Source organism: Streptomyces sp. NPDC050418 (genome assembly GCF_044458745.1).
Taxonomy (GTDB): Bacteria; Actinomycetota; Actinomycetes; order Streptomycetales; family Streptomycetaceae; genus Streptomyces.
In genome coordinates, this window is sequence record NZ_JBITIG010000009.1 from 401,780 (window position 1) to 414,160 (window position 12,381).

Consider the following 12,381-nt stretch of genomic DNA (forward strand, 5'->3'; position numbering starts at 1 on the left):
CGGCTGTGGGCGGAGCTTGAACCCCATCGCTGGTCCGTGCCGCCATTCGTACTCGCGCAACAACTCCTCGATCTTCCGGTTGGCGACCTCCTGCCGACCATCGATGCACTTGGCGTACCGACCGAGCAGTCGCGCTTCCCACCAGGCGCGGTAGTAGGTCGTCGAGTTTCCGGATGAGCCGGCAGAGGACCAGGACGGTGCCCAGTACCTGTTCCAGCTACTCACGGACCGTTCGCCGGAAGCATTCCAGCGATGGGCCGAGGACTACTACGGGCTCCAGATCGACCTGGAGGCCGTCCGCCACGTCTTCAGTTGCCATCCCCTGACCTATGCAGTGGTCAGCACCCTCAACCCGGAAATCACGCTGTCCGAACTCGCGGATGACATTGGGGAGATCGACTACCCGGAGAGCTGAAGTGACCGGCGAAGGTTCAGCCCTGGGCCAGGCCCGAGGGGCGCCGCGTCTCTGGTCCTGGCGGTCACTCGTAGTCGCGGAGCGGATCCGCTCGATTGCATGGCAGCCAATGAGCACGAAGCGAAGATGGCGCATCCGCGTATGGGGGACCCCGCGCCGCACGTGTTCCGACCTGGTGGTTAGCGTGGCTGTCACTGCGGCGTGCACCAACGTCGGAGCGAACCAGCACGTGGGGGTGTGGATCGTGGGTGAGGACAAACCGGAAGGTGGCGACATCGGGCTGCCCGAGCCGTCGGAGCTTCCGGTCTCACCTGATGAGCTGGAAGCGCACAGGGTGTTGCCCGGCTTCGAGGACTTCTACAAGGCGCCGCCCGCGGACAGCTACACCGACCCGCTGGACATGCCCCAATGGCAGCCGAACGGGCTCCAGCCTCACTATCCGCCTTTGCTTCCGGGTGCTCCGGGCACGGCGCCTCAGGATCGGCTGAAGATCAAGCCCTCGGTCCTGAGGGGTGCGGCCAACGGCGCCGACAAGATCTATGACGCCTTTCGCGCACCTGCCGCCTCTCTGGAGGATCCGGCGAAGAAGGCGACCAGTGCGCTGGCGGGCTGGGCGTCGGCCAAGGGCATCCACGCCGCGCATAAGCAGTGGGAACAGCAGGCGGGCACGGTGACGGGCTGGCTGGCCCACATAGCCGAGAGCCTACGGGCCGGCGCCAACGACTACGGCAAGACCGATGCCGCCGTGTACGACTCACTCAAGGCGATCCGCCCCCGATCAGGTCTGGACGACCTCTGATGCCCGACAGCTTCTACAAAGATCTCATGGACACTGACCTCGGCGCGCTGGACACGCTGGCGGACCAATGGCTCACCGTTCACGGGGAAATCAAGGGCCTGTCCCAGCGCGTCCACGATGAAATGCTCGTCCCCCTGCGCAACAAGGGCTACTGGGAGGGCGCTGCAGCACCGTACGCCTGGAAGATGATCGACGACATCGAGCGTCAGATCGCGGCTGCCACCAAGGTGGCCGATGCCACACGCAGCATGATCGACGATGCCGTCGGCGAACTCAAGGCAGTGCAGCGAGACCTCAAGGACGCCGTGCGGCGGGCCGGCGAACAGGGCGTCCAAGTGGGGCCCGACGGCGCGGTGACCCCGTATATGAGCCGAGACACCAAATTGATCAACGCCGTTCAGGATGAGATCAACGACATCGTCAAGCGCGGCATCACGGCCGACCAGAACCTTGCCTTCAGCCTGATGTCGAACATCGGGACCGGCCAGTGGTTCAACGACAAGCCCAAGCACCGCGACATCAACTCCACGAACAAGATCGGCGAGGACGAGTACAACGAGCTCAACCTCGCCCTGCAGGGCAAGAACCCCCACCCGCAGATCCAGGGCGACGATCCGTACTCACTTGGCTGGGACTGGGTCACCGGTGACGGAGCGCGCGACCGCACCTACCACGCCGGTGACAAGATGACCGAGCTGATCCGGGCCAGCGAGAGCATGAAACAACTCCGGGCGGACACCCTGCACGAGTGGCAGACCAAGGGGAACGCCGAGGGCAATGTCGCGTACTCCATCTCGGAGGACGGCAAGATCGGTGCCGCCAAGAAGCTCGTCACCACGGACCTGCCCGCGATCATCACGGGCGACCCGGAGCACCTCGGCGAGGCATTCGTCGGCTCCTACAACCTCGGCTACAAGGTGAAAGGCGAGGATCCCGACGGTTCACTCATCGTCGAGTACACCCTGGAGAACTCCACCAGCAACTCCTCGTTCCTCCACTACATCGGTTACTACGACTGGCTTGAGAACCTCAATCGGGATGACGGAGCCTTCTCCTCCGTCGACCAGAAGATCGTCTGGGCCGAGCGAATCCCCCCGACGGAGAAACAGCGATGACCCACTTCCTCGGCCTCGCGCGCCTACGCCTGCTTCCCGCAGCCCTGGTACTTGGTCTGCTCTCACCACTCAGTGCTTGCTCCCTCGGCGGCTCGGGCGCACGCTGCGTGCCGGCCGACGCGAACGGGGTGAGCACGGACGGCGATCTCGTCGGTACATACAAGGGCGAACGAGATGCGAAGGGAGTACGACTGACGCTGGAGGCCGGCACCGCGCAGAACGAAGGAAAGGCGAGCGTGCGGAACTGGCCGACCGGCGACTATCACCGCGACGCGCTGGGCGAGACCTTCAACGGCACCGGCACCTGGAGCGTCGACTGGGACTCAACTGGCAGCCCTCAGAACCCCGTACTGCAACTGGACTTCGAGAAACCGGACGTCTTCGCAGCTGGTGACACGCTCGATCGCCTGTCCATCGCGGCCGACTCGGACAGGACCGTATTCGCGCACGAGACAGACCCTGATATGTGCCCGAAGTTCCGCCTGGAGCGGCAGCGTCACTGACAAGGTGTCTCGCCCCGAGCCACGGCGAGCCTGGCACCATGGCGCGAAGTCGGCCTGATCCGGGCTGAGCACCAGGCAGAGCATGGGGATCTGGGGGCGCAGTGACGTGACAACTCGGAGCATGGGGCGGAGTGAGGCCATCCGGTTGGTGCGGCGGCTGATGGAGGGGGACTGCGGGGAAGACGAGGGCAGTCGCATGCTTCGAGAGCTGGAGCATGGGCTGGTCTGTCCTCACGTCAGTGACTACATCTTCTGGGACTTCGATCCGGCACTGACCGCCGAGAAGGTGGTCGATCGTGCTATGGCCTATGAGCCGATTGCCCTTTCGGCGTCGCCGGACAGGGACCGTCCCACCCCACCCTGACCTCACGCATCACGTGACCGTCTCCGTCGTACAGCTCCACCGTGCAGACCAGCCCGAACCGGCCGAGCAGCGCGACGAGTTCGTCGAAGTGGAGGGGGTCGATGACGCCGTTCAGGAGGATGTCGTTCTCGGACGGCTCCAGTTCGAGCTCGCACCAGCGCGTTCCCACCTCGTAGCCGTGCCAGGAGCATGAGCGGGATCGCCAGCCCGCGCGGACGAAGCGTTCGGCGATTGGGGCGGCGTTGTTGTGGGCGTGGAGGATGCCGGACACGTTGTTGTCCAGGTTGTGCCACTGGGCGTCGAGGGGTTCTCCCTCGTCGGACAGGTCCATTCCCCAAGTATGCGGACAGGTCAATTTCCCAAGTCTGCGGAGGCGTCGGTGTCATGGATACCGGCGACTGACACGTCAGGCATTCAGCACTGCCGTGATGCCCTCCCGGAGGTCCTCGACGAACGTGGCAGGGACTTCCAACGAGGGAAAATGGCCGCCCACGTCCGGTGAGTTCCAGCGGACGATGTTGCGGTAGCGCTGCGCAGACCAAGGGCGCGGGTACTTCTCGATGTCGCGTGGGTAGATCGTGATCGCCGTGGGGACGTCGACGCGGAGGTCGGGGGCGAGGGAGTTGTGGCTCTCGTAGTAGATGCGGGCGGCTGATGCGCCGCTGCGCGTCAGCCAGTAGAGCGTGACGTCGTCGAGGATGCGGTCCCTGGGGATCCGCTCGAAGGGGCTGTCCTTCGTGTCCGACCAGTCCGCGAACTTGTCGAGGATCCAGGCGAGCAGGCCGACGGGGGAGTCGACGAGGGAGTAGCCGATCGTCTGCGGGCGGGTTGCCTGTTGTTTGGCGTAGGCCGCTCGGTGGTGCCAGAAGTGGTGGGTATCCGAGGCCCATTGGGCTTCCGTGGGGGTGAGGCCCGCTGTTGAGGCGTTCGGCAGGCCCTCTGCGAACGTCGTGTGGATGCCGCGGACGTGCTGCGGGAAGCGGCCGGCCAGGACCGTGGTGATGTTGCCTCCCCAGTCGCCGCCGTGGGCGAGGAACGTGGGGTAGTCGAGGCGCTGCATGAGCTCGACCCAGGCGGCTGCGATCTTTTCCGTTCCCCAGCCCGTGGTGGCCGGCTTGTCGCTGTGGCCGAAGCCGGGGAGGGACGGGATGACCAGGTGGAAGGCCGGTGCGGACGGGTCGCTCGGCTCGGCCAGTTCGTCCACGACGTCGGTGAATTCGGCGACGCTGCCCGGCCAGCCGTGGGTCATCAGGAGTGGGGTGGCGTCCGGGCGGGTGGACCGACGGTGCAGGAAGTGGATGCCCAGGCCGTCGATCGTCGTACGGAACTGGCCGATCGCGTCGAGACGGGACTCGAACGCGCGCCAGTCGTACGCGGTGCGCCAGTAGGTGACGAGGTCGGTGAGGTCCGCGAGGGGGACGCCCTGGTCCCAGCGGCCGGGACCGGGCGGGGCGCCGAGGACCGTCTCGGCCTCGGGGAGGCGCGCCGCGGCCAACCTGGCGCGCAGATCGTCGAGTTCGGCCTCGGGTGCGTGGGCTTCGAATGCTTGGACGTCGCCGGTCGGGTGGGACATGAGACCTCCGGGTGGAGAGAACCGTCTTAGATGGTTCTAGCAGTCGGATCGGAGGCGTCGCAACCGGCTATGGTGGTTCCATGCGTGGTGAGTTCCCCGAGTTCCGGCTCGGTAGCGTTCTGGCGACCAGCTTCACGGGCACGCTCTCGGAGCGTCGCGGTGATGCGATCGAGCGCATTCCCGTGCCGCGGCGGCTCGTCGACTGGCTCGTGGTGAGCGGCTTCGCCATCGACGAGTGCAGTGGGGAACAGCTCCAACTCGCCCTTGAACTCAGGGAGGCGATTCACGCCACCGCGACGGCCGCCGCGACCGGGGATCCACTGCCGGACGCCGCCGTCGGCGTCATCAATGACTTCAGCGCGCGGGGCCGGGCCGTCGCGGTTCTGACGGCCGATGACAAGCGGGAGTGGCGGCTCAGCCCGGCGGCGAGCGTGGAGGACGCCCTTGGGGTGATCGCCGCCGACGCGATCGCCATCATCGCCGGCGAGCGCGACGGGCGGCTGGCTCTGTGCGCGTCACCGACCTGCCGGGCCGCCTTCTTCGATACGAGCCGGAGTCGCACCCGTAGGTGGTGCGAGATGAATACGTGCGGGAATCGCGAGAAGAAGGCGCGGTTCCAGGCCAATCGGCGGACCGGGCAGTAGCGGACCGGGCAGTAAGCGAGCCGCAGACGTCAGGTGTCAGACGTCAGGCGTCAGGCATCAGCATTCCCCGCATGCAGGGAGGGGCCGGCAAGCACCCCGTCCACCACCCCATGCAAATGCCGCCGGAACCGGTCGAACGCCGCCACGTCCCGCGGCCCCTGCCGATGCCCCGTCGCGTCGATCAGCCCGGCCTGGGCGAACGCGTGGGACGTCCACACCATCGTGAACACCAGCATCTCCACGTCGGTTTCGGCGCCCAGGTTCCCCCGGTCGAGGACCGCGCGGACCGCCGTGGCGACCTCCGCGACCAGCGGGCCCGAGAACTCGGCCTCGATGTCGGAGAGGTCCGCGCCCTCCGAGAGCCAGCGGCGCATCCAAAGGGCCGGGACCTCGGGGCGGTTGAGGCAGAACGTGAGGTACGCGTCGACGAAGGCGAGCAGCGCGGCGCGGGTCTCCTTCGGTGACGTGCCGCAGCCGTGCAGCTGCTCCAACGCGGCGGTGACCACCTCGCGTTGGGCCAGATGGGCCCGGCGCATCACCTCGCGGTACAGCTCGGGCTTCGCGCCCACGTGGTACGCGACCGTCGCGATGTTGAGCCCGACCGCCTCGCCGATCGCGCGCGTGCTCGTGGCGTCGTAACCGCGCTCCGCGAAGAGTTTCGTGGCCGCCGCCAGGATGCGCTCGCGGCTGGGTGCGTCCTCGGGCTTGGTGCTCATGACGGCGAGGCTACCCGAGGTCGCGCGGCGCCTGCAATCAGCCGCAATCAGGTGTTGGAGCGGAAAACCGCAGGTCAGAGTGGGTTGTGTTCGTCTCCATCATTCGATTGAATGAGCGCTCCGAGAGCGGAGGTTCAGGATGGGTGCAGGGGTGGCCTCGGCGCGTGTCGCCGTCATCGGTGCCGGTGCCGCCGGGCTCGCGGCGGCGAAGTCGCTGCTCGACGACGGGCTCGACGTCACCGTCATCGAACGCGGCGACCGGGCCGGCGGGCTCTGGGCTCAGGGCAACGCGAGCGGTCTGTCGCCCGCGTACGACAGCCTGCATCTCAACACCAGCAAGGGCCGCACCGAGTTCGCGGACTTCCCGATGCCCGAGGACTGGCCGGACTATCCGTCGGCGGCACGCGTGGCGGACTATCTCGCGCGGTACGCCGACCGCTTCGGGGTGACGGACCGGATCCGGTTCGGCGCGACGGTGACCGAGGTCAGCCGGTCGAAGGGCGGGTGGGAGCTCCGCGCGGAGGGAGGGGGCAGCGGTACGTACGACGCCGTCGTCGTCGCCAACGGCCATAACTGGGACCCCCGTTGGCCCGACCCCGGCTACCCGGGCGCCTTCGACGGCCGGCAGCTCCACGCCCACGACTACCGCAGCCCCGACGCTTTCGCGGGCAAGCGGGTGCTCGTCGTCGGCATGGGCAACTCCGCCATGGACATCGCCGTCGACGCCTCGTACGTCGCGCGCGGACCCGTACTGCTGTCCGCGCGGCACGGGACGCACATCGTGCCCAAGTACCTCTTCGGGCGGCCCGCCGACGCGACCGGTGGTGCGCTCGCGGTGCTGCCGTGGCGGCTGCGGCAGGGGCTCGCGCAGACGATGCTGCGGCTCGCGGTCGGCCGGCCCGAGCAGTACGGGCTGCCTGCGCCGGCTGGTGGGCTGTTCCAGAATCATCCGACGATCAGCGACACGATCCTGCATCGCCTCACCCACGGCGAGGTCGTCCCACGGCCCGGCATCGAGCGGCTCGACGGCGGGCGCGTGGTGTTCACGGACGGCAGCGCCGACGAGGTCGATGTCATCGTGTGGGCGACCGGGTACCGCGTCACCATCCCGTTCCTCGACCGCGAATGGCTGGGCGACGATGTCGAGGAACTCCCGCTCTACCAGCGCGTCTTCCATCTCGACGACCCGACGCTCGCCTTCGTCGGCCTGATGCAGTCGACCGGTGCCGCCCTGCCGGTGGCCGAGGCGCAGGCCAAGCTCGTCGCCGCGTATCTCGGCGGCCGCTACGCCCTGCCCTCGCCCGCCGAGCAGCGCGCGGCGGTCGGGCGCGCGCATGCCGCGGCCGTCCGTAGATGGGGTGCCAGACGTCCGATGATGCGGATCGACTTCGACCAGTACGTGGCGGCCCTGCCCCGCGAGATCCGTGCGGGCGTCCGCCGGGCCGCGCGCGGAGCCGCCGTACACCTGCCGACCCTGAAGGTGCGTTCCTGATGCCCCGACTCCCCGGGCGCAGGCGCCCTTCCGGCAGGAACGCGAGCGGTCGCCGCGGCGGCGACGCGAGTGGCCGCCGCGTCCTGATCACCGGCGCCTCCGGCACCATCGGCCGCGCACTCGGCGAGCGGCTGACCCGGGCCGGGGCGCAGGTCGTCGGCCTCGACGTACGGCCCGCGGGCGACGAGCCGTTCCCGGTGCTCGCCTGCGACGTCACCGACGACGCGAGCGTCGCGACCGCGGTCGGCGAGGCGCTACGGGTCCTCGGCGGGCTCGACGTCCTCGTCAACAACGCGGGCGTCGGCGGCCCCGCACCGGCCGAGTACGCGCCGGGCACCGAGGTGCGCCGCCAGCTCGACATCAACCTGCTCGGTACGTGGCGCGTGACGGCGGCTTGCGTCGACGCGCTGGTCGAGGCGCGCGGCCGGGTGGTGATGGTGGCCTCGCGGATGGCCGTCATGCAGCTGCCGCTCGCGGCCGCATACGGCGCGTCGAAGCGGGCGATGGTCGCGTACGCCGACGCGCTGCGGCTCGAACTCGCCGGTCATGTCGGCGTCAGCTGCGTCTACCCCTCGGCGGTCCGCAGCCCCATCCACGACTCGACGGCCGCGGCCGGACTCTCGCTCGAAGGCATGAGTGTGTACGAGCCGCTGGCCGGCGTCGTCGCCGCGATCGAGCGGGCGGCGCTCGCCCCGCGTGCGCCCCGGGACGTGACCACGACCCGCAAGGGCGCGGTGGAGTTCTTCCTGGCCCGCCATCTGCCCCGCCTCACCGACCGGATCGTCACCCGCACCCTCGCCGCCCGCGTCGGCGCCGGCGCCTTTGGGGGCGCGGAACTGGCCCGCGGCGTGGTGGCCCGCCACCGGAGCCGTACGTGAGCGGGCGGACGACCGCCGAACCAGGGACCGGGACCGGGGCCGCGACCGCGAGCCGCGGCGCGCTCACCGCGTACGCCACCGGCTCGCTGGGGATGGGCGTCTGGGTCACCGTGCCCGGACTGCTGCTGCTCTATTTCCTCACCGACGTCCTCGGCGTACCGGCCTTCGCGGCGGGCCTGACCCTCCTTCTGCCCAAGGCCGTCGACATCGTCGTGCACCCGCTGCTCGGCTCGCGCTCGGACCGCGAGGCCCGCCGGCACGGGCACCGGCGGCGGATGATGCGGCTCGGGCTGCTGCTCGGGGCCGCCATGGCCGCGATGTTCGCCGTGCCGCCGGGGCTCACCGGGTGGCCCGCGGCGCTCTGGGTGGGTGCCTGGTTCGTCGCCGGCAATCTGCTCTTCGCGAGCTTCCAGGTGCCGTATCTGACGACCGTGTCCGATCTGCTCGTCGGCTACCACGAGCGCACCCGCGTCTTCATGTTCCGGATGCTGTTCCTGACCGTGGGCCTGCTCGGCGCCGGTGTCGCCGCGCCCGCGCTCACCGCGGCGGGCGGCCGCGGCGACTACGCGCGGATGGCGCTGCTGCTCGCGCTGGTCATGGCCGCGACCGCGGTCGTCGCGCTGCTCGGCGTACGGCGGCTCACCGGCGAGTGCGGCTTCCGAGCACCCGACGCGCACGCGGGCCGCTCCACGGCGGCGGACCTCAAGGTGGCCTGGGCCGACCGCGACTACCGCGCGCTCGTGCTCTCGTACCTCCTCACCGGCACCACCACGCATCTCTTCCTCGCAGCGCTGCCGTACTTCACGGAGTACGTCTTCGGGAACAGCAAGCTGACCGCCCCGTACATGGGCCTGTTCCTCGGCCCCGCGCTCTTCGCGGGGCCGGTCTGGACGGTGTGGTCGCGCCGCACCGGGAAGCAGCGCGGACTGCTCCTGTCGCAGGGTGCCTTCGCGGCGGGCTCGCTCGCGCTGCTGCCGGGCGCAGCGCTCGACGGGACGCCCGGGATCGTCGTCACGGCCGTGATCGTGATGGCCATGGGTGTCGCGTTCGCGGGGCTGCAGCTCTTCGCGTTCTCGATGGTGCCGGACGCGGTCGCGGCGGCGGAGGCGACGGGGTCGTCGAAGGCGGGCGCGTACACGGGCGTCTGGACGGCGACCGAGGCGGCCGGCACCGCGATCGGCCCTTACGTCTACTCCGCGGTCCTCGCCCTCGGCGGCTTCGTGTCGAGCACTTCGGACACCCACGTCAGCCAGCCGGACGCGGCCCTGACGGCCCTCCTGCTCGGATTCACCGCGCTGCCGGCGGTGCTCATGACGGCTGCGGCGCTGTGCCAGCGGGGGTACTCGCTGGACGGGGCGCGGGCAGGGGCGGAGGTGGAGCCGAGCTGAGCCGAGCGCGTAACGCTGGTCACGATGACTTGCCACGCGACGTATGCCCGGTGTTAATGTGACGCCGATCGATCCCGATCACAGGGTTGTTACTCCCCGCGAGGACGACACGGCGACGTCGCCGTTCTCGTGCAGGTGAGGCAAGGCCTGGGAAACGCCTTCCGGCGTGGCCCGGGCCTTTTTTGTTGCCGCGAACCGGGCGTTTGGCCGGGTCCGTCAGCAATCCGACGGGTTCGGTCGCGGACCATGCAGGACGGCACGAGCAAGACCAGAGGATGCGAGGAAGCATCATGAGCACACCCGCGAAGGGGACCGATGTGCTGGCGGAGGAGATTCTCCGCGGCGTCGGCGGCCCCGGGAACATCGAGAGCCTCACGCACTGTGCGACGCGGCTGCGTTTCCAGCTGCACGACGGGGCGAAGGTGGACCAGGCCGCGCTCGACGGCCTCGCCGGTGTCATGGGCACCGTGCCGCAGTCCGGCGACCGCTTCCAGATCGTGGTCGGCGGCGCCGTCGCCCGCGTCTACGCGGAGATCATGAACCTGCCCGCGATGACCGCCGGCGGCACCCCGCGCCCGAAGTCCGACGCCGAGGTCAAGGCCGCGATCCGGGCCAAGGGCCGCGGCCGCTTCGCCTGGCTCGACAACTTCTTCGAGTACCTCTCGGACTCGTTCCGCCCGCTCATGGGCGTCCTGCTCGGCTCCTCGCTGATCATCGCCATCGCCTCCGTGCTCGACGCGCTCGGCGTGGTCGACTTCCGTGCCGCGGACAAGTCCGCGACCTGGGTGTTCGTCGACGCCATGTGGCGCTCGGTGCTCTACTTCCTGCCGATCTTCGTGGCGTACAACGCGGCGAAGAAGCTGAGGATCGACCCGTGGGTGGGCGCCGCCGTCATGGCCGCGGTGATGACCCCGAACTTCACGGGCATGCTCAACAAGGACTCCGGGATCCCCGGCATCACCTGTTCCACCAACGCCACGCTCGGCACCCAGGAGTGCGTGGCCCATGTCTTCGGGCTGCCGATGCAGCTCAACGACTACGGCGGCCAGGTCTTCGTACCGCTCCTGATGGTCGCCCTGCTCGCCCTGGTCTACAAGGGCCTGCAGCGGATCTTCCCGGAGAGCGTGCACATGGTGTTCGTGCCGTTCTTCAGCATGCTGATCATGATCCCGGTGACCGCCTTCCTCATCGGCCCGCTGGGCATCTGGGCCGGCAACGGTCTCGGCGAGGGCCTGTCCTGGCTGAACAACAACGCGCCGATCGTCTTCGCGATCATCATCCCGCTGATCTACCCGTTCCTGGTGCCGCTCGGTCTGCACTGGCCGCTCAACGCGCTGATGCTGCAGAACATCAACACCCTCGGATACGACTTCATCCAGGGCCCCATGGGCGCGTGGAACTTCGCCTGCTTCGGCGCGACCGCCGGTGTGCTGCTCCTCTCGCTGCGCCACCGCGAGAAGGAGATGCGGCAGACGGCGACGGGTGCGCTGGCCGCGGGTCTGTTCGGCGGTATCTCGGAGCCTTCGCTGTACGGCATCCACCTGCGCTTCAAGCGGATCTACCCGCGCATGCTCGTGGGCTGCCTCGTCGGCGGCGTCATCGTGGGTGTGCTCGGCGGTGTGGACACCGAGGCCTTCGCCTTCACGTCCCTGCTGACCATCCCGGTCTTCGACCCGATGGTCACCTACCTCATCGCGATCACCGCGGCTTTCTTCACCGCGATGGCGCTCGTGTACTTCTCCGACTTCCGTACGGCCGAGGAGCGCGCCGAGGTCAACGCGCAGCGTGACGCGGTCGAGGCCGCCGAGCGCGGCGACGACGCGCCGGCCGCCACGGCCACGGCAACGACGACGGCCACGGCCACCGCCACCGCCACCGCCACGACGACTGCCACGGCCACGAAGACGGCCCCCGCCCCCGCCCCCGCGAAGGGCCTCGACCTCGCGTCCCCCGTAGCGGGCCGTGTCGTCCCCCTGGACGAGGTCGGCGACCCGGTCTTCGCCTCCCGCGCCCTCGGCGAGGGTGTCGGTATCGAGCCGGCCGACGGCCATGTCGTCGCGCCCGTCGACGGTGAGCTGGTCACCGTCGTCGACACCGGCCACGCCTTCGGGATCCGGACCGACGACGGCGTCGAGGTGCTCGTGCACGTCGGCATCGACACGGTGCAGATGCAGGGCAAGGGCTTCGACGTCCGCGTCACCTCCGGCCAGAAGGTGACCGCCGGCGACCTGCTCGCGGAGGTCGACCTGGACGCCGTACGCGCCGCGAACCACCCGACCGTCACCCTCATGACGGTCACCAACACCGCGGACCTCGCCTCGGTCGAGCCGCACACCGGCCAGGACGTCGCCGCGGGCGCCCCCGTGGTGACCGTGCGCCGGTAGGACTCCACGGCACCGCGCGGCGGGGGGGGGCCCCCCCCCCCCGGGGGGGGGCCCCCCCCCCCCGCCCCGCCGGGGGGGGGGGGGGGGGGGGGGGGCGGCGCCCGCCGGGG

11 protein-coding genes are annotated in these 12,381 nt (G+C 69.5%); 8 read left to right on the forward strand and 3 right to left on the reverse strand.

Features of this window, described 5'->3' with window-relative positions; all coding sequences use genetic code 11:
• Window positions 1-599: 599 nt before the first annotated feature.
• From ACIBI4_RS24100 to ACIBI4_RS24110, 3 genes are read left to right on the forward strand one after another with little or no spacing between them, the layout of a single operon-like run.
• Window positions 600-1,214 (forward strand): hypothetical protein, encoded by a 615-nt coding sequence (locus tag ACIBI4_RS24100; protein WP_399206065.1) that lies wholly within the window; start codon window positions 600-602, stop codon window positions 1,212-1,214.
• On the forward strand, window positions 1,214-2,329 hold the full coding sequence (locus tag ACIBI4_RS24105; RefSeq protein ID WP_399206066.1) for a hypothetical protein: 1,116 nt from the start codon (window positions 1,214-1,216) through the stop codon (window positions 2,327-2,329). Before ACIBI4_RS24100 ends, ACIBI4_RS24105 begins: the two co-directional genes overlap by 1 nt.
• Window positions 2,326-2,832: a hypothetical protein gene (locus tag ACIBI4_RS24110; RefSeq protein ID WP_399206067.1), complete on the forward strand. Its 507-nt coding sequence runs from the start codon at window positions 2,326-2,328 to the stop codon at window positions 2,830-2,832. Before ACIBI4_RS24105 ends, ACIBI4_RS24110 begins: the two co-directional genes overlap by 4 nt.
• Window positions 2,833-3,131: 299 nt before the next feature.
• Here the strand turns inward: ACIBI4_RS24110 and ACIBI4_RS24115 are convergent, their stop codons facing one another.
• Window positions 3,132-3,527: a hypothetical protein gene (locus ACIBI4_RS24115; protein WP_399206068.1), complete on the reverse strand. Its 396-nt coding sequence runs from the start codon at window positions 3,525-3,527 to the stop codon at window positions 3,132-3,134.
• 75 nt (window positions 3,528-3,602) lie between these two features.
• Window positions 3,603-4,769, reverse strand: coding sequence for an epoxide hydrolase family protein (locus ACIBI4_RS24120; RefSeq protein ID WP_399206069.1), 1,167 nt, complete (start codon window positions 4,767-4,769; stop codon window positions 3,603-3,605).
• Window positions 4,770-4,849: 80 nt separating this feature from the next.
• Here ACIBI4_RS24120 and ACIBI4_RS24125 point away from each other — a divergent pair, with 80 nt between their 5' ends.
• Window positions 4,850-5,413, forward strand: a complete 564-nt coding sequence (locus ACIBI4_RS24125) for a CGNR zinc finger domain-containing protein (protein ID WP_399206070.1) — start codon at window positions 4,850-4,852, stop codon at window positions 5,411-5,413.
• A 50-nt stretch (window positions 5,414-5,463) separates the two neighbouring features.
• Here the strand turns inward: ACIBI4_RS24125 and ACIBI4_RS24130 are convergent, their stop codons facing one another.
• Window positions 5,464-6,129, reverse strand: coding sequence for a TetR/AcrR family transcriptional regulator (locus ACIBI4_RS24130; protein WP_399206071.1), 666 nt, complete (start codon window positions 6,127-6,129; stop codon window positions 5,464-5,466).
• Between the two features lie 139 nt (window positions 6,130-6,268).
• On the opposite strand from ACIBI4_RS24130, the gene ACIBI4_RS24135 reads away from it, so the two are divergent.
• The 4 genes from ACIBI4_RS24135 (at window position 6,269) to ACIBI4_RS24150 (ending at window position 12,271) form a co-directional block, all read left to right on the forward strand.
• On the forward strand, window positions 6,269-7,621 hold the full coding sequence (locus ACIBI4_RS24135) for a flavin-containing monooxygenase (protein ID WP_399206072.1): 1,353 nt from the start codon (window positions 6,269-6,271) through the stop codon (window positions 7,619-7,621).
• Window positions 7,621-8,499: an SDR family NAD(P)-dependent oxidoreductase gene (locus tag ACIBI4_RS24140; RefSeq protein ID WP_399206073.1), complete on the forward strand. Its 879-nt coding sequence runs from the start codon at window positions 7,621-7,623 to the stop codon at window positions 8,497-8,499. The genes ACIBI4_RS24135 and ACIBI4_RS24140 overlap by 1 nt, the downstream gene beginning before the upstream one ends.
• Complete coding sequence (locus ACIBI4_RS24145) at window positions 8,496-9,887, forward strand: MFS transporter (RefSeq protein WP_399206074.1); 1,392 nt, start codon at window positions 8,496-8,498, stop codon at window positions 9,885-9,887. Before ACIBI4_RS24140 ends, ACIBI4_RS24145 begins: the two co-directional genes overlap by 4 nt.
• Before the next feature lie 290 nt (window positions 9,888-10,177).
• Window positions 10,178-12,271, forward strand: a complete 2,094-nt coding sequence (locus ACIBI4_RS24150) for a glucose PTS transporter subunit IIA (RefSeq protein ID WP_399206075.1) — start codon at window positions 10,178-10,180, stop codon at window positions 12,269-12,271.
• Window positions 12,272-12,381 lie beyond the last annotated feature (110 nt).